The sequence below is a fragment of the Paraburkholderia steynii genome, from assembly GCF_900100565.1.
Classification (GTDB): Bacteria; Pseudomonadota; Gammaproteobacteria; order Burkholderiales; family Burkholderiaceae; genus Paraburkholderia; species Paraburkholderia terrae.
Genome location: NZ_FNDI01000012.1, coordinates 222,245 through 239,433, shown reverse-complemented (window position 1 = coordinate 239,433; position 17,189 = coordinate 222,245). Strand labels below are relative to the sequence as shown.

General features: G+C 62.7%; 14 protein-coding genes. 8 read left to right on the top strand and 6 right to left on the bottom strand.

Annotation, left to right across the window (positions count from 1 at the left end; genetic code table 11):
• Positions 1-11: 11 nt before the first annotated feature.
• Entirely contained in the window at positions 12-1,121 is a 1,110-nt protein-coding gene (locus BLT65_RS22555) for a porin (protein WP_091781092.1), read from the bottom strand.
• Positions 1,122-1,594: 473 nt separating this feature from the next.
• On the opposite strand from BLT65_RS22555, the gene BLT65_RS22550 reads away from it, so the two are divergent.
• Positions 1,595-3,271, top strand: a complete 1,677-nt coding sequence (locus BLT65_RS22550) for a methyl-accepting chemotaxis protein (protein WP_091781089.1) — start codon at positions 1,595-1,597, stop codon at positions 3,269-3,271.
• Between the two features lie 153 nt (positions 3,272-3,424).
• Here the strand turns inward: BLT65_RS22550 and BLT65_RS22545 are convergent, their stop codons facing one another.
• On the bottom strand, positions 3,425-3,946 hold the full coding sequence (locus tag BLT65_RS22545; RefSeq protein WP_091781198.1) for a methylated-DNA--[protein]-cysteine S-methyltransferase: 522 nt from the start codon (positions 3,944-3,946) through the stop codon (positions 3,425-3,427).
• A gap of 415 nt (positions 3,947-4,361) precedes the next feature.
• Between BLT65_RS22545 and BLT65_RS22540 the strand changes: the two genes are divergently transcribed.
• The 5 genes from BLT65_RS22540 (at position 4,362) to BLT65_RS22520 (ending at position 9,543) form a co-directional block, all read left to right on the top strand.
• Positions 4,362-4,613: a hypothetical protein gene (locus BLT65_RS22540; RefSeq protein WP_007587731.1), complete on the top strand. Its 252-nt coding sequence runs from the start codon at positions 4,362-4,364 to the stop codon at positions 4,611-4,613.
• Positions 4,614-4,910: 297 nt separating this feature from the next.
• Entirely contained in the window at positions 4,911-5,900 is a 990-nt protein-coding gene (locus BLT65_RS22535; protein WP_042314663.1) for a DedA family protein/thiosulfate sulfurtransferase GlpE, read from the top strand.
• A gap of 55 nt (positions 5,901-5,955) precedes the next feature.
• Positions 5,956-7,662 (top strand): FAD-dependent oxidoreductase, encoded by a 1,707-nt coding sequence (locus BLT65_RS22530; RefSeq protein ID WP_091781086.1) that lies wholly within the window; start codon positions 5,956-5,958, stop codon positions 7,660-7,662.
• Positions 7,663-7,849: 187 nt separating this feature from the next.
• Entirely contained in the window at positions 7,850-8,152 is a 303-nt protein-coding gene (locus BLT65_RS22525; protein WP_007587740.1) for a hypothetical protein, read from the top strand.
• A gap of 176 nt (positions 8,153-8,328) precedes the next feature.
• On the top strand, positions 8,329-9,543 hold the full coding sequence (locus tag BLT65_RS22520; RefSeq protein ID WP_091781195.1) for a winged helix-turn-helix domain-containing protein: 1,215 nt from the start codon (positions 8,329-8,331) through the stop codon (positions 9,541-9,543).
• Between the two features lie 16 nt (positions 9,544-9,559).
• On the opposite strand, the gene BLT65_RS22515 is transcribed toward BLT65_RS22520, so the two are convergent.
• The 4 genes from BLT65_RS22515 to BLT65_RS22500 form a co-directional block, all read right to left on the bottom strand.
• Positions 9,560-10,159: a LysE family translocator gene (locus BLT65_RS22515; RefSeq protein WP_091781083.1), complete on the bottom strand. Its 600-nt coding sequence runs from the start codon at positions 10,157-10,159 to the stop codon at positions 9,560-9,562.
• A gap of 129 nt (positions 10,160-10,288) precedes the next feature.
• Positions 10,289-10,546 (bottom strand): hypothetical protein, encoded by a 258-nt coding sequence (locus BLT65_RS22510; protein ID WP_091781080.1) that lies wholly within the window; start codon positions 10,544-10,546, stop codon positions 10,289-10,291.
• 151 nt (positions 10,547-10,697) lie between these two features.
• Positions 10,698-12,881: an NHL repeat-containing protein gene (locus BLT65_RS22505; RefSeq protein ID WP_091781191.1), complete on the bottom strand. Its 2,184-nt coding sequence runs from the start codon at positions 12,879-12,881 to the stop codon at positions 10,698-10,700.
• Between the two features lie 231 nt (positions 12,882-13,112).
• Positions 13,113-14,012, bottom strand: coding sequence for a DMT family transporter (locus BLT65_RS22500; protein WP_042314658.1), 900 nt, complete (start codon positions 14,010-14,012; stop codon positions 13,113-13,115).
• A 106-nt stretch (positions 14,013-14,118) separates the two neighbouring features.
• Between BLT65_RS22500 and BLT65_RS22495 the strand changes: the two genes are divergently transcribed.
• Positions 14,119-15,102 (top strand): helix-turn-helix domain-containing protein, encoded by a 984-nt coding sequence (locus BLT65_RS22495; RefSeq protein WP_091781077.1) that lies wholly within the window; start codon positions 14,119-14,121, stop codon positions 15,100-15,102.
• A 228-nt stretch (positions 15,103-15,330) separates the two neighbouring features.
• On the top strand, positions 15,331-16,455 hold the full coding sequence (locus tag BLT65_RS22490) for an aminotransferase (protein ID WP_091781074.1): 1,125 nt from the start codon (positions 15,331-15,333) through the stop codon (positions 16,453-16,455).
• Positions 16,456-17,189 lie beyond the last annotated feature (734 nt).

The following is a 17,189-nucleotide window of genomic DNA, read 5'->3' as shown; positions in this document are numbered from 1 at the left end:
CTGGGCGTCTGTCAGAACCTGTGCCGCAGGCCCGCGCCGATCAGCACCTGATTGTGGCTCGATGAAGGATCGGTCGTATTGATGACGGCCGGCGCGCCCGACGACGAGCGCTGATAGATCGCCTCCAGATACGTGTCCGTGCGCTTCGAAAACTGATAGTCCGCCTGCACGCCGCCGTTGTGCCAGTGCGAAGTCGATCCCTTCGTGTACGTGTACGAGCCTGCGAGCGCAACCGTCGGCGTCAACTGGTAGACGCCGTTGACTTCGTAGTTGGAAAAGCCGACCGACGGCGCCACGCCGCCCGTGTCGATCACTGTCACGCCAGTGAAGGTGGAACGCGACCACGCCGCCGCCATCGTAAAGTCGCCGATCGCGTAGCTGATGCCGACGCCGTAGGTGTTCTGCGTCTGCACGGCGGCGTCGAATACGCCGGTGGCGTTGGGCAGCACGACGGGCTCATACGCGCCCGTCGACGAATTGCCGCGCCCGTTCGCATGCAGATACGCGGCGCCCGCATTCAGCGCGCCCGCCTGGTAGTTCATGCCGAAGCTGTAAGCACGGTTGTTCGCAAACTGCCCGGCCGCATTCGAAAACGCGTACATGCCGCCGAGCGACAAGCCGCCGAACGACGGGCTCGCATACTTGACCGAGTTCGCCGCGAGATAGGTGTTGTTCGCGTTGTCGTTGTCGAACGGATGGGCGAACGCGGTGCCGCCTGTGCCGCCCGTCAACGTGAACGGCGCGAAATAGTCGTGAACGAGGTCGTACTGATGGCCGAGCGTCAGCGTACCCGCCTGCTCGTTGCCGAGCCCGACGTAGTAGGGGTGGTCGTTGAACATCTCGCCCGAAGTCACCGAAAAACCGCGTTCGAGCCGGAAGATCGCGCGATAACCGCCGCCCAGATCTTCGATGCCCTGCAAGCCCCAATAGCTGCCGTCGACGAGACCCGACGTCGCCTTCCACTGAGAATGCCCGCCAGCGTTGCTGATATACGCGAGGCCCGTGTCGAGCTCGCCGTACATCGTGACACTGCTTTGCGCGTGTGCGCCCGTGCCGAGCGCGAGAAGCGCGGCGCTCACGGCGGCCGCGGCGGCTTTTTTGTTGATCTTGTTCGCGGACATGCTTGGCTTCCCTGAGTTGAGTCGATTCGGCTTGGAAGGCGACTTTTTATAGGAACAACAGCCACACGCACAAGGGGAGCGGGTCAAAACTTCGCGGAACCACTCCGTAAGCTAGATTACGAAATGCAAGTAAGTCCCATTATCGGATTCGCGAGAAACGGAAGTAAAGCGAAAACAATGTGCCGCGCCGCAGTCTGCGCGGGGAATCGCACCAAGGCCCACCAGGACGGGCCCGTCTCGAAAGCGTACGCCCAATATCCGGCGCCCAGCGTTGTTTTCATGCGACGCCAGGCGCTCGTAATCGACGCAACTGCGTCGGTTATGAGGGCAGCAGCACCGAACTCTGTGTTATCGGCGCGAGCGCGATTTACCTGAGTCAAATACCAGGAAAACCCTAAAGCATCAGGGGTCAATGCCGTTAAGCCTTACAGAACCATTCGGATGCGGAGGCATCCGGCAGTCCAAGGAACGTCATGCGCAACAATCAGCCTGTCACCCAGAACGAGTACGACTACCCGTCTTCGCAGATGTTCGTTTCCGCAACCGACCTCAAGGGCAAGATCCAGTACTGCAACCCTGCCTTTATCGCTGTGTCCGGCTACAGCCGCGACGAACTGATCGGCCAGCCGCACAACCTGATTCGCCATCCCGACATGCCGGCCGAAGCCTTCGCCGACATGTGGACGACGATTCGCGCCGGCCGCCCATGGTCGGCGTTCGTCAAGAATCGCCGCAAGAACGGCGACCACTATTGGGTGCGCGCGAGCGTCACGCCCGTCGTCGAGAACGGCACGCCCGTCGGCTACCTGAGCGTGCGCGTGAAGCCGGATCGCAACGAGGTGCGCGCGGCGGAAGCGCTCTACGCGAAGATGCGCGCCGGCGCGGCGCGCGGCGTGCGGCTGCATCAGGGCGTGGTCGTGCGCACGGGGTTGGTCGGCAAGCTGCACGCGTTGATGCGTCTGCCCGTCGCGATGCGCGCCACGATCGGCTACATGGTCGCGCCCGTCGCGCTGCTCGCAGCCGGCCTCGCGGCGTGGGGCGGCACGCCGCCGCTGCCGTTCTGGATCGCGTTCGGTGTGACGGCCGCGGTCAGCGTCGCCGCCGCGCAGTTACTGTCGCGCCACCTCGGTCAACCGGTCGATGCGATGGCGTCGTTCGCCACGCGCATGGCGGCAGGCGATCTGACCGCCGATCTGGCCATCGCGCGTCACGACGATCTCGGCGACGTGCTGCAGGCGCTCAACCAGCTGAAGGCGAATCTCGCCGCGATCGTGTCCGACGTGCGCGCGCAGATCGGCGGAATGCTCGACGCCGCGCACGAGATTTCGACGGGCAATCTGGATCTGGCGCGCCGTACGGAAATGCAGGCGGCATCGCTGGAAGAGACGGCGGCGACCATGGAGCAACTGACGACTACCGTGCAAGCCAACGCCGACGCGACCGTGCGCGCGCTCGATCTCGTCAAGGATGCGCAATCGGCGGCGGCGACGGGCGGCAAGGTCGCGCTGCAGGTCGAGCAGACGATGGCGGGCATCACCGAGGCATCGAAGCGCATTGCCGACATCACGGGCGTGATCGACGGCATTGCGTTCCAGACCAACATCCTCGCGCTCAATGCCGCCGTCGAAGCGGCGCGTGCGGGTGAGGCGGGCCGCTCGTTCGCCGTGGTCGCGAGCGAAGTGCGCATGCTGGCGCAGCGCTGCGCGGCGTCGGCGAAGGAAATCAAGCAGGTGGTCGATACGACGGTCAACGAGGTGGCGCAAGGCACCGAACTCGTCGCGCGAACGACGGCGCAGATGGGCGTGATCGATCAGGCCGTGGCACGCGTGTCGTCGCTGATCGTCGAAGTGGCGAACGCGAGCAGCGAACAGGCGGACGGCATCGGCCAGGTCAATCAGGCCGTGTCGCATCTGGACAGCGCGACGCAGCAGAACGCTGCGATGGTCGAGCAGGCTGCGGCGACGGCGCAACGTCTCGCGGAACAGGCCGACGTGCTTGACGAAGCGGTGCGCCTGTTCACCGTCGCGGGCGCGCAGGACGCGGGCGGCGCGGCCAGCAAAGCCGCGCGCCCGGCGGCCAGGGCGTTGCGCAACCCGGCCGCGCCGGTTCACGTCGCGCGCGCTGCCGTCGACGAAGACGCTTTGGTCTGATGGATCATCGTTACTACCATCTCGACAGCGCGCATTTGTCCGATAAAGATACGTTCGTCAGCGCCCAGGATTGTGTACGGGCCGGCTGACCCGAGTAACAACGGCGTTTACGCGGCCCGCCCTCTTTTGGACGGGCTATTTTTTTGAGTGCGTTCAACCGAACGCGAGCAATTCCAGCTGTTGTGGCGCTTTCGACATAGGCCGCTCCAGCGTCAACAGCGCTTCCTTCCGATGCAGTCCACCCGCGTAGCCGGTCAGATCGCCAGCGCTCGAAATCACGCGATGACACGGCACGATGATCGACACGGGATTGCGCCCGTTGGCCGCGCCGACCGCACGCGACGCGGAAAGCGGCAAGCCGAGCCGCCGCGCGATGCTGCCGTAACTCGCCGTCTCGCCGTACGGAATCTGCACGAGCTGGTCCCACACGTCGCGCTGGAACGCGCTGCCCAGCATCCTTAAAGGCACAGTGAACTCATGGCGCTCGCCCGCGAAATATTCGTCGAGCTGCTCGCGCGCCTGATGCAGCACGCGTGACGCGTTCGCAGCGGCAAGCGCGCCGTCGGCAGCCGGAAAATACTTCTGTCCGACGAAGTACACGCCCGTCAGTGCGTCTTCTTCGGCGCGCAGCAAAATATCGCCCAATGGGCTTGGCATCGACATGCATTGCTTCATGACATCCTCCTGCATGGTCGAAGGCCGCGCGGCAAAGTCATGCGCGGCCTTCTGAATGCGTCCACTGTATCGCACCGGCAAGCGGCGCTGCCTCCCGGATCTTGCTGATCGAAACCCATCACACGCACGCGTCACCGCAATGACAACGGGCAAACGTATGTCGCGACCATGCACGGAGCCCGTGCATATGCGTCCCGAAACGCCGGCCTGCTGCCACGCAAAAAAATCGCGGCACCCCGCCAGGAGCCGCGCCGGCCTTATATTTGCATGCATCGCAGCGTCCCTTCGCTGCATCGCGCACGCCTCGCCCGCATAATCCGGAGAGTGTGAGCGCCACGCGACAGACGGCGCGCGGGCACTGCCCTTACAATGCCTGTTCGGCAACGTTGTTCAATCACGCAAGAGGGAATTTTCGATGCGCACCACCGGGTCTTCCGGGGCAATGGCCCTGCTCACCGAGCACGACGACGCAACGGGTCGCGAACTGCGCACACTGCGCCTCGAATCGACAGAAGACGGGAAAGGCATACTTCTGATCGAAGTCGATGAACGCAAGCCGGGCATTCACCGTGAAGTGCGTTATGAAATCACGCCTGCGGAACTGATCGCAGCCATCCGCGCGCATGGCGCCGAACTGCCAGGCGAGCAGCATAACCACCGTCAATAATTCACTGCAGTCATCAATGGCTATACGAAGAGTGCGCGGCGCAGCTTGAATCAGGCGCCGCGCCTCTTGTTTTTTGCGCAGTCACCATCATCTTTGACGCCTCGACGAACGTCGCATGGCGTTCACCGAGCGTACCAAAGCCTTTCCGCCGAAGACCGAGGCGACAGGCGCTTTTCCCGCATGTCGGCAATACCCGGACGCAAAACGCACCTCTCTTGCACGCGTTGAAAATCCGTCCATAATCTTTTAGTTACTTCCAGTCGTCTTCGAGGCCGAAACGGTCACGAAAGTAAGCCGATGCTACATGATCTCGTTGAGCAGTACGGGCCTGCTATCGTATTCGTCAATGTGCTCGCCGCATCCATCGGGCTGCCCGTGCCCGCGATGCCTTCCCTCGTGCTATTCGGCGCGATGGCGGCGATGCATCCCGGTTCGGTCGGCGCGCAAGTGCTGCCCGTGCTGGTGCTCGCGGTGTTCGCCACGCTGATCGGCGACAGCGCGTGGTTCGCGGCGGGCCGCATCTACGGCGGCAACACGCTGAAAACGCTCTGCAAGCTGTCGCTGTCGCGCGATACCTGCGTGAAGAAAACCGAGCGCTTCTTCGGCCGCTGGGGCGTTCGCGTGCTGGCCGTCGCGAAGTTCGTGCCGGGCCTGTCGATCGTCTCCATTCCGATGGCGGGCGCGATGGGCACGCCGTACCGCATGTTCCTCGCATATGACAGCATCGGCGCCACGCTCTGGTCGGGTCTCGGCCTCGGGCTCGGCGTCGTGTTCGCGCAGCAGATCGACATGCTGTTCGCCGGCGCGAGCCGTCTGGGCAAGATGACGGCCGTGGTCGTCGTGGTGCTGCTGGCCATCTACTGCGCGTACCGCTGGTATCGGCGCCGTCAGTTGATCAAGAAGCTCGCCACGGCACGCATGGACGTCGACGAACTGTACGACCTGATGCTCGACAAGCGCACGCCCGTGCTGTTCGACATCCGTTCGGAGGAAAAGCGCGCGCTCGATCCGTTCGTGATTCCCGGTTCGGTATTCGCGGATGAGCGCCAGCTCCAGGAAATCGTCGAGAAGTATCCGCACGACCAGAAGCTCGTGATCTATTGCTCGTGCCCGAACGAAGTGTCGGCGGCGTGGATGGCGAAGCAATTGGCGGACGCCGGCTTCAAGGACGTGATTCCGTTGCGCGGCGGCCTCGATGCGTGGCGCGACGCGGGCCGCCAGCTCGAACCGCTCGCCGAAGAGGCCGAGCCGACGCTGGATATCGGCATCACGCCGAAGACAGTCTGAACCGACATTGGCTGCATGCCGCCTCCGGCGCGCGGCAAAGCAAGGAGCAAAATCGATGGGTGTAACGCGAGAGGGTGAAGACGCTCAACGCGCCGCCGTCAACGAGGCGCCATTCTCGACGCTTTCGACACGGCGTCACCAGATGTTTCCCATACTCACGCCCGAAGAAATCAAGCGGCTGTGCAAATTCGGCGAACGGCAGGATTTCGAAGCGGGCGAGTTGCTGTGTCGCACGGGTAGCACCGGCCCTGGCATGTTCGTGTTACTGAAGGGCTCGGTCAAAGTCTTTCAGCGCGACGGGCTCGGGCGCGAGATGCTCGTCAACGAACACCATCAAGGCTCATTCCTCGCCGAAGTCGGCCAGCTGTCGGGCAAGCCGGCGCTCGTCGACGGCCTGGCGCTGGAACACGTCGAAGCGCTGCTGATCTCGCCAGAGCGGCTGCGCGCGCTGATCGTCGCGGAAGCCGAACTCGGCGAGCGCATCATGCGCGCGCTGATTCTGCGCCGCGTCGGGCTGATCGAGCGCGGCGCGGGCGGGCCGATCATCGTTGGTCAGAGCAACGACCGGCGGCTGGTGTCGCTGCAAGGTTTCCTGTCGCGCAATGGTCATCCGCATACTGTGCTCGACGAACGCGATGAAGACGGGCTGCGCGTCATCGAACAGTTCGCGGCCGGTCCCGAGGACATGCCGCTCGTGATCTGCCCGGACGGCTCGGTGCTGCGCCATCCGAGCGACCCTGAACTGGCAACATGCCTCGGCCTGATCCCCGATCTCGACTCGGAGCACGTGTACGACGTGGCGATCGTCGGCGCGGGTCCCGCGGGGCTCGCGACGGCCGTGTACGCAGCCTCGGAAGGTTTGTCGGTGATCGTGCTCGACAGCCGCGCGCCGGGCGGCCAGGCGGGCGCCAGTTCGCGCATCGAAAACTATCTCGGCTTTCCGACGGGCATTTCGGGCCAGGCGCTCGCCGGCCGCGCGTTCGTGCAGGCGCAGAAGTTCGGCGCGCACGTCGCGATTCCCGTCAAGGTCAAGCATCTGCACTGCGAGGAACGTCCGTACCGGCTCGAACTGCAGTGTCAGGGCAGCATCCGCGCGCAGACCATCGTGATCGCAAGCGGCGCGGTGTATCGTCGGCCCGAGATCGACGGGCTCGATCGCTTCGACGGCCGTGGCATCTACTACTGGGCGTCGCCTGTCGAGGCAAAGCTGTGCAAGCGCGAGGAAATCGTGCTCGTCGGCGGCGGCAATTCGGCGGGCCAGGGCATCGTTTATCTGGCTTCGCATGCGAAGCACATTCACGTGCTGATCCGCCGCAGCGGCTTCGAGGCGACAATGTCGCGCTATCTGATCGACCGGATCGCGTCGCTGCCGAACGTCACCGTGTATCCGGATACGGAGATCGGCTGGCTCGAAGGCAGCGAAGGCGGACTCGAGCAGATCGGCTTGAAGAACCCATGCGCGGACGGGCGCGACTGCTTCGATTCGCGACATCTTTTCCTGTTCACGGGCGCCGATCCGAATACGGACTGGCTGCGCAGCTGCGGCGTCGAACTGGACAAGAAGGGCTTCGTGATTACGGGCGCGAACTCGGCGTGCGACCTGAACACGTCTGTCGAAGGCGTGTATGCGATAGGCGACGCGCGCGCAGGATCGACGAAGCGTGTGGCGGCTGCCGTCGGCGAAGGCGCACAGGTCGTCGCGCAGATCCACACGATGCTCGCCCAGCTCGCGGGCGAAACGACCGTCGCGCTCGGCGCCTGATCCTTCCGTTTTGCACCGGACTGCGCGCTTCGCCGCGCGGGCCGGTCGCGTCTACCCTCCGTCGATTCACAGCCTGCTTACTGGTTGTTACATAAGCCACCGTCTGCTTGCACCTGTGATGCTTTCTACTTCGTAAGATCAAGTCAGGCTTCAGTTAGCAATCGGCTTGGGACGGATGGAGAACAGCATGATCAAACGTGCGATGGTATTGGTGGCAATCGGACTTGCCGCTGCATGCGTATCGACGGCTGCGTCGGCGCATGTCGGCGTCGGCGTGTATCTGGGCGGGCCTGTCTATGCGGCGCCGCCTGTCGTGTATGCGCCACCTGTCGTGTACGCGCCGCCCCCCGTGGTCTACGCACCGCCGCCGCCCGTCTACTACGGTGGATATGGTGGCTACGGGCCCCGCTATTGGGGCGGCGGTCCGCGCTGGCACGACCATGGCCGTCATCGCGGCTGGGAAGGACGTCACCACCACGGGCGCTGGTAACGGACGACGCACTGCGACGGCAAATGCCATCTGACGGTGCGTTTCCACCGATCACGCTACAGTAGCGACAAGTCCGGCATGGCACGACACCATGCCGCCCCTGGAACGACGCGAGTCGGGTTTCGCTCGACTGGTTGCCGTCCGGATCGCTACAACGCCGCTACAACGCCGACCGCGTGATCACACTGCCCCTGCCCGCCGCCCGCAACCTGCATCTGGCCGCTCAAGGCCTGCTCTCCCCACCGCGCCGCAAGGCGACTAAAGCCGATGTGCTCGACGCCATCCGGCAAATGGCGCAATTGCAGATCGACACGATTCACGTCGTCGCGCGCAGTCCTTATCTCGTGCTGTTCAGCCGTCTTGGACCGTATCAGCCGCAATGGCTCGACGAGCATCTCGCCGAGGGCAAGCTGTTCGAATACTGGGCGCACGAAGCGTGTTTTCTTCCGATCGAGGATTACGGCCTGATGCGCCACCGGATGCTCGATCCAGGCGACATGGGCTGGAAATACGCCGCCGACTGGCACGCGCAGTACCGCGCCGAGATCGACGATCTGCTCGCGCACATCCGCGCAACGGGCCCCGTGCGCTCGGCGGATTTCGCGCGCGAAGCGGGCAAGAGCAATGGCTGGTGGGACTGGAAGCCGCAGAAGCGGCATCTGGAAGTGCTGTTCGCGATCGGCGAATTGATGGTCGCGGAGCGGCGCAACTTTCAGCGTGTCTACGACGTGACCGAGCGCGTGTTGCCGCAGTGGAACGACAAGCGCCACCTGCAACCCGTCGATGCCGTCGCAAAAGAACTGCTGCGGCGCAGTTGCCGCGCGCTGGGTGTCGTGCGTTCGGACTGGGTTGCGGATTACTACCGGATGCCGCGCCGCCCCTACGCGGACGCGCTCCATCAACTGGCGGACGAGGGCGAACTGACGCCCGTGCGCGTCGAAGGATGGAAGCAGCCGACCTTTGTGCATCGCGACGTCGCGCCGATGATCGACGATGCTGCGGACGGCAAGATTGCATCAACGGTCACGACGCTGCTGTCGCCGTTCGATCCCGTCGTCTGGGATCGCAAGCGCGCTGCCGTGCTGTTCGACTTCGACTATGTGATCGAATGCTATGTGCCCGCGCCGAAGCGCAAATACGGCTACTACGTGCTGCCCATTCTGAATCGCGGCAAGCTGATCGGCCGGGTCGATGCAAAAGCGCACCGCGCGAGCGGCGTATTCGAACTGAAGGCGCTGCATCTGGAACCGGGCGTGCGCGTGAGCGGCCGGCTGACGTCGGATTTACGCCGCGCGCTGCAGCGTTGCGCCGACTGGCACGGCACGCCGCAATTGCAGATCACCTCGGCGCCCGATGAACTCAGAGCCGCGCTCGCCGCCGACGAAGACTGAGCGCCTACCTACGCGTTCAGTGCAACGCGGCCCAGGCGAGCGACAACGAAAACATCCCGAGCACGATCGACGCCGCGCGCTGCATCTTCACCGGGTCGAGCCATGTGAGCTTGCCGCTGCCGAGCGCCGCGCCGAACGAGATCCACGCGAGCGCGATGGGCGCGAGCAGACACGCGAACAGCGACATCGCAAAGCCATAGGTTGCGAAGTTCTCGAACGCGATCGACGGGAAGATCGTGCCCGCGAACAGCAATGCCTTCGGATTGAGCAGCGTGGCGACGAACAGCGCGCGCGGCCCGTTCGCCGGTTGCGCCGAGTCGGGCAGCGCCACGGCTGCACGCCACATGTCGACGGCCAGATACGCGATGTAGAGTCCGCTCGCGATGCGCAGCACGGAAGGCAGCCACGGCAGCGTATGCGCCGCGTGCGCGAGAAAACGGCCCCACGCGGAAATCGACACGAGATAGCCGGCCAGTTCCGCGCCGATCAGCGGCAAGGAGCGGCGCGCGCCCTGGCGCAAGCCAGCGGCGGCCAACAGCGTGTTGGTCGGGCCTGGCGTGATCAGCACGACGATGATGCCGAGCGCGAGCAGCGCGGTATCGGTAGGAGAAAGCATCAGGTGAAAACGGGCGGGTCGGAACGAGCGCCCTTTGTATCACAGTCGCGCGAAAGTGCCGAATTGTGTCAAGAAAATGCCCACATGCGGCGTACGCGAAAGCGCCGCCGCATGCAGCGCGACACACGATCAGTGATCGAGTTTGACCCGCAATTCACGCGCCGTTTCGAGCAGACCTTCGTAGCCGGAACGCGCATGTTCCGGCAGGTCCGGGTCGCCGACCAGCGTGCCGAGCGTCTCGATCAGGCTATAGAGAATGCCGCGGGCCGCGCTCGCCGCGATGTTGCCCGACGTCACCATTTCGTTCACATGCGATACGGCTGCGTCGAGGTGTTCGAGGTCCGGCTGACCGCCAGTTTGCTGCTTGTCGGGATCGTCGGGCGTCATGATGAATCGTCGCTCCTGTTATGGCTCGTACACAAAGGGTTCTGTCGTTATATATATACCGATCGTGTGCAGCCGTCCATTCGCACAGACGGCAAGCACTAGCGGCATTTCTCATTCGACTGACGACGATCAAGCCAAGTTCACGCGACGTTCAGGGTGTCCATCGATACATCAGGATTTTGGCGCGCGCATCGTCTTCGAGCAGCACGACATATTCGCCGTTCTCGCGCCGCACCGCGCTGATGCCGAGATACACGTCGACCCATCCCGTCGTGTTGCCGACCACGGCGCCCGGCGTCATATAGCCGACCATTTGCCCCGAGCGTGCGTCGTACACGTCGACCTTCGGCGTGTACAACTCGGCGACGAAGATGTAGTTGCCCGCCACGGCGACGCCCACTGGCGTGACCTGCGGATTGCTGCTCGCATTCCACGGCAGCGCGATCGTATAAACGGGTGTCGGCGAGCCTGAACTCCAGTTGTCGTAGCGTACGAGAATGCGGCCCGCCTCCTTCCAGTGCGTCGCGTCCCACGGCAGGCTGCTCGTGTAGCCGGACACGTACATCGTGTCCGTTTCAGCGATATAGACGATGCGCGCGATGCGATTGAACGGCGCAGGCATCGGGAATGTCTTCGAGCTTGCATACGTGTAGATCGGGTTGCCCACGCTGTCGATGCCCTGCAACGGCGTTTCGCGGATACCGCTCGCAGGCGTCGCGAGCCACACGTTGCCCGGCGTATCGACCCACCAGAAGCCGTTGCCGACCGTGCTTCCCGTCGACGGATTGCCTGTGATCTCGCTTGCGTCGACATGGCCGTCGCCGTTCGTATCGCGCCACATCCATTCGCCGTATGTCGGCTGGCCGACGGGCCAGTCGCCCGGCAGCGGATTCTGCGCGAACAGGCCCGACGGAATCGCCACTTCGTCATGCGCGGCATCGAAGCGATAGACGTTCAGGTAATGCGCGCCCGGATCGAGTGTGTACAGATACGGCTTGCCGTTGATCCGCCGCACCATCGGCTCGCCGCGTACGCCGCGCGGCTGATGAAACGTCGGGTCGTCGGGGAAATCGAAACGGTTGAGTGTGAAACCCGCGTACTTCCCTTCGCGGCCAGGCGGCTGCGCATAGTCCATCGTGAAGCGCTTGGAGCCGGTGTAGACGATGTTCGGCGTCGCGGGATCGAAGGCCGCGCCGTCGACGAAAGTCAGCCCTTGCAGCCGCCAGTTGAAGCCGCGCGTCGCGTACCGGTAGCTTTCCAGCACTGCGCCCTGCCCGACTGTCGCCGATGCGAGCGGACGCGGCCCTTCGCCGTTCTGCGCGACGTAGAGGTTGCCCGCCTGGTCGAAGCCGATGCCCGTGATGCCGTTGAAGCGCCAGTTGCCGGGCGTGCCCTTCGGTTCGTGGAAGATGCCGTAGAGCGTGCCGAGCGCGCCCGCGAGTCGAGTCGCGCCGCTTGCCGCTCTGTCGTAGACGAGGACTTGCTGCTTCGGGCTGTTATCGGCAATGAGAATTTGTCCCGCAGGCGAAATGGCGAGGTCAGTCGGCACGGTGCCGGCGGGTAACGCGAGCGTGCCCGCCAATGGCGCGCCTGTCGACGAATAGTGCAGCACGCTCACGCTGCCCGTGCCGAAGCCGCTCATCACCCAGATAGTCGAGTCGGTATCGATTGCGATGCGTCCCGGTGCAGCGACATTCCATGAGCGCAGACGTCGCATCGTGTTTGCGTCGAACACGACGATCTGGTTGCCGTAGGTATCCGACGCATACAGTTCGGCGTCCGTCGCCGCGAGACCGCGAATGCCCGCATCGGTGCCTGTCGCGACGGCATTCACGCGCAGAAAGCTGTTCTTCGTCGCGTTTGCGCTGTTGCCGATGCCGCTGTCGAACGGCGCACCGACCGCGATGTTCGCAAGCGAGCGGCGCGTGATGCCGAACCACGTCTGTCCGTTCGGCGGATAATCCGCGCCGACCAGCCCATTGTTCTGATTGCCGATCGACATCGCCGCGTACACGTAAGCGTTATTCGACGCAATTGCGTCGCCGCCCGCCGCGCCCCAGCCATGCGTTGCGCCGGCAACTGCAATTTTGTCGCCATTTTTATAGGCGGCAATTTCGCTTCCGCTTTCGTCCCATGGCGAATTGGTGAATACGGTGCCATCCGGCGCAACGTTAATCGCCTGAATGTCCTGCTGCATCCATTTGCCGTCGCCGAATCCAAAACTATTGCCTATCCACGATGTCGTGTAGGTCAATTGCGATTGCGCAGCAGCGCCGAGGGGAATCAGGCTGCCGAGCGCGAAAAGCGCGGCAGCGAGGCGGGTCGAGACTTTCACGGTCGTGTCCTTGCGAGAAGCAAAACGTTTGCAAATGCAGATAAAGCGTTTCATCGATGTGCTTATCGAAGCGCATTTGCCATTCCGTACGAATTAATATCCAATTCGCATGGAATAGATTTATTGTGCTTGTTATCTTCTCAAATCAGAACGCGACCGTTTCTCCTTAAATAATTCGTTTAGCGATTTTTTCCGCTTTTATTCGAATCGAATTGGCATTAGCTTGAAGCATCACGCAGCGCGCGCACGTCGCACGAACAGACGCTGCGTGACGCCGAACGCGACGAGATTGCCCGCCACCACCAATACGAGTCCGACGACGGCAAGCGCCGACCATCGATAGCCTTCGAACACCGTCGACACAGCCAGCGCGACGAACGGAAACAGCACCGTGCAATACGCGGCGCGCTCCGGCCCGATGCGCCCGACCAGCATCAGATACGCGGTGAAACCGATCACCGAGCCGGGCACCGCGAGATAGACGAGCGCGCCGAGATAGCGCGCGTCCGTCTCCAGCGCGAACGGCAGACCGGCGGCGAGACTGCCGACCGTCAACACGCTCGCGCCGATCAGCATCGCCCAGCTGTTCGTGACGATGGGATGCAGACCCATCGACTGCATGCGGCTAGACAGCAGATTGCCCGCCGAAAAGCACATCGTCCCCGCGAACGCGACGGCAAGACCAAGCCACGCGGCGTGATCGCCGAGATGCCCGGCCATCTGCTGCAACGACAGACACACGATGCCCGCCAGTCCGAGCACCGCGCCGACAATGGCCGTCGGCTGCAACGGGCGGCCCATGAAAAGCCGTCCGTTGAGAGAGTTCAGAAGCGGCGCGGTCGAAAACACGACAGCCACGAGCCCGCTAGGCACGACGCTTTCCGCGTAATAGAAGCACAGGAAGTTCACGCAAAACAGCGCGAGACCCTGCGCGGCGAGAAAACGCCACGCCGCGCGCGGCGGCCACATCGGGCGACGCATGATTTTCAGCAGCGCGAACAGCACGATGGCAGCGAGCCAGAAGCGGCACGCAATCGAGACGGACATCGGCACGGCGCCGAGCTGCCACTTGATCGCGATCCAGGTCGTGCCCCAGATGAGCACGGTCACAACATAAAGAAACAGATTCATTGCAATAGGGCCACACAATACGAGTTGGCCCCGACTATGCACCTGCGCACGTCCGTTCGATTGTCCAGAATTGCGCACTTTTGGCATATCGCAGGGAGCGAAATGCGTGCTGGCCGTATACTCGATGCAAGCACTTAGTCTCCGCGTCCCCTTTTCGTTTCGCCGCATCCACGTGAACACACCGCTCATCCCCACGACCGACCCAGCCGATCCGCCATTCGGCCTGCATTCGGTCTGCAAGACGCTGAGCGACTCCAATGCGACTCTCGAACGCTTCGCGTGGCTGGGCGATCAGCTCGCCGTCGCGATCTGGACGCGCGAAACGAAAGAAGCCGAAACGGTGTACGACCAACCAGGTCATCACACGCTCTCGTGCTATCTGGACGGTGGCTATCGCACCGAGCGCCAGAAGCTGCCGGGGCGCTATGGCGCGCCGAGCCGCTTGTGCGCGCTACCCGGCGATCACGAATCGCGCTGGTGGGTACGCGGCCACATGCATTTCATGCATCTGTACTTCCTGCCCGAGCACTTCACGCAGCGCGCGATCCGAGAACTCGACCGCGAGCCGCGCGAACTGACGCTTGCCGACCGCACGTACTTCGAGGACGAGCACATTGCCACGCTCTGCCAGTCGCTCGCGAACGACGCGTGGGACGACGCCGACGGCCGTCTGCGCGCAAACGAAACATCGCATGAAATCCTGAGCCTGTTACTGCGCTCGCAGGGCGTACACCGTGCGAATGCGGTGCTCAAGGGCGGTCTTGCGGTGGCGACGCGCCGCCGGTTGCGCGAGTACATCGACCAGAACCTGACGCAACCGTTGACGCTCGGCGAACTGGCCGCCGTCGCAAATCTCTCCGAATTCCATCTTGCGCGGATGTTCCGTGCATCGTTCGGCTTGCCGCCGCATGCGTGGATTGCGCAGCAGCGACTCGAACGCGCGCGCACGCTGCTGCGCACGACAGCGTTGCCGCTCATCGATATCGCGACGCAATGCGGCTATGCCAACGCGAGCCACTTCGGCCACCGGTTCCGTCAAGGCGTCGGCGTGTCGCCCGCCGCCTGGCGCCAGGCGCTGCGCGCCGGCTGACATTTCGCGCCTGCGTCGCGTCCCGTTCGGGCGTACGCTGTTCTCCCATTCTCCATGTGCTGTCGCCGACGCGGTCTTCGCGTACACGCGTTCGCCATCGCTTCGTCTCGTCATGGACTCCGTTTGTCTATTTGAGACAAATAGTCTACACTCGACAGCAATCAACCTGCGCCGCGAACGTCTGACCAGCCGCGCCCTAGCCACTGCTTTCACACGAGGACAGAACTCATGCAAATCAGGGAATTTGGAGTCGAACGCTGGATGGATCTCTACGAGAACCAATGCGAGTTGAACCTGGCGGAAACGTGCGTCGAATCGCTGACGGTTGGCGAACTGCTGAAGATCGCGGGCAAGGAAGACGCGCTGCTCGGCGAGATTCTGCCGATGAAGCTGACGTATGGCGCAATCGACGGTACTGAGCGTTTGCGCAGCAATGTCGCGTCGCTGTATGAGAAGCAGGGCGTGCCGAATGTGCTGATTACGCACGGGGCGATCAGCGCGAATGCGCTGGTTTATGAAACGCTCGTCGAACCTGGCGATCATGTGATTTCGGTGCTGCCTACGTATCAGCAGCATTATTCGATTCCCGAGAGTTACGGCGCGAAGGTCGACATTCTGCGTTTGCGTGAAGAAAACGGCTTTCTGCCTGATCTGGATGAATTGAGGCGAATGGTCACGCCGACCACGCGCGTCATCGCGATCAACAATCCGAATAACCCGACTGGGTCGCTGATGGATCGCGAGTTTCTCGTGGAGATTGTGGCGATTGCGCGCTCTTGTGGCGCTTATGTGCTGAATGATGAGGTGTATCGAGGTACGGATCAGGAAGGGACCGGTTTTACTGCGTCGATTGCGGATGTGTATGAGAAGGGTATCAGCACGGGCAGCATGTCGAAGACGTGGTCGTTGGCGGGCTTGCGGGTGGGCTGGATCGTTGCGCCTGTTGAACTGCTACAGCGCGTCAGGACGCATCGGGACTACAACACGATTAGTGTTGGGATGTTGAATGATCTGTTGGCTTCCATTGCGCTGGAAAATCGCAAGGCGATTCTGGAACGTAATCACGGGATTCTGCGGACTAATCTCGCGGTGCTGGATGCGTGGATTGCTAAGGAGCCTTTGCTTTCTTATGTGAAGCCGAAGTCGGGGACTACTGCTCTTGTGAAGGTTAATGTTGATATGACTTCTCGTCAGTTCTGCGTTTCTTTGCTTGAGAAGACTGGGGTGATGTTTACGCCTGGTAGCGCGCTGGATGTTGAGGGCTATGTCCGGATTGGGTACACGAATAATCGTGAGGTGCTGGTGGCGGGGCTCGCGAAAGTGTCCGAGTTTTTGCGGGGTGTAGCGCGCTGAGATTTTTTTGCGCCTGCGCGGCGCGGCGGGTTGCGGTTTTTGCCTTTGCGGTGGGATCTGGGTTTTGGCTATGCGCTGGAATTCGGGTTTTGGGTTCGTGGCGCGGCTGGTTTGGTTTGCCTGTGTTTGCGCTGGCATCCGCGTTTTGTTAGCTTGCTTCAAGCGTCGCCCCTGTGCGGGGCGGCACCTACTTTTCTTTGCCGCCGCAAAGAAAAGTAGGCAAAAGAAAGCGGCTAACACCGCCAGTTCTAGTGTTTGCCTGAGGGCCCTCAACGGGTCTTACGCTTCACACGGCAATCACGTGACCTATGTTCGTTGCCAACGCTCTTGCGGTGCGCATCACCCGCTTCACGCACCCGCGTCCGAGCACGCCATGCCAGATAGTCCACCGCCGCCCAGGTGGCAAACTGTGTGTAGGCCGTAGCACCTCACACGCCTCACTTCGGACCGATTGCGCACGTGTCCCTCCATGTAAGAGCGCTAACGTGTACGTCGCGACAACCTACACACAGTTTGCCACCTAGGCGGCAGATACCATTCGCTGCCGTTTGCCCTTGTTCGGGTGTTTGAAGTGGGTGAGGCGCTCATTCGAAGCGTTGGCAACGACCGCGAACAGAAATGCTGCCGTGTGAAGCGTAAGACCGGTTGGGGGCCCTCAGGCAAGAAGAAATGTTGGCGGTGTGAGCCGCTTTTGTGGGGGCCCTCAGGCAAGAAGAAATGTTGGCGGTGTTAGC

Coding starts and splice junctions, on each gene's coding strand:
- BLT65_RS22555 (WP_091781092.1), bottom strand. CDS start 1,121: ATGTCCGCGAACAAGATCAACAAAAAAGCCGCCGCGGCCGCCGTGAGC.
- BLT65_RS22550 (WP_091781089.1), top strand. CDS start 1,595: ATGCGCAACAATCAGCCTGTCACCCAGAACGAGTACGACTACCCGTCT.
- BLT65_RS22545 (WP_091781198.1), bottom strand. CDS start 3,946: ATGAAGCAATGCATGTCGATGCCAAGCCCATTGGGCGATATTTTGCTG.
- BLT65_RS22540 (WP_007587731.1), top strand. CDS start 4,362: ATGCGCACCACCGGGTCTTCCGGGGCAATGGCCCTGCTCACCGAGCAC.
- BLT65_RS22535 (WP_042314663.1), top strand. CDS start 4,911: ATGCTACATGATCTCGTTGAGCAGTACGGGCCTGCTATCGTATTCGTC.
- BLT65_RS22530 (WP_091781086.1), top strand. CDS start 5,956: ATGGGTGTAACGCGAGAGGGTGAAGACGCTCAACGCGCCGCCGTCAAC.
- BLT65_RS22525 (WP_007587740.1), top strand. CDS start 7,850: ATGATCAAACGTGCGATGGTATTGGTGGCAATCGGACTTGCCGCTGCA.
- BLT65_RS22515 (WP_091781083.1), bottom strand. CDS start 10,159: ATGCTTTCTCCTACCGATACCGCGCTGCTCGCGCTCGGCATCATCGTC.
- BLT65_RS22510 (WP_091781080.1), bottom strand. CDS start 10,546: ATGACGCCCGACGATCCCGACAAGCAGCAAACTGGCGGTCAGCCGGAC.
- BLT65_RS22500 (WP_042314658.1), bottom strand. CDS start 14,012: ATGAATCTGTTTCTTTATGTTGTGACCGTGCTCATCTGGGGCACGACC.
- BLT65_RS22490 (WP_091781074.1), top strand. CDS start 15,331: ATGCAAATCAGGGAATTTGGAGTCGAACGCTGGATGGATCTCTACGAG.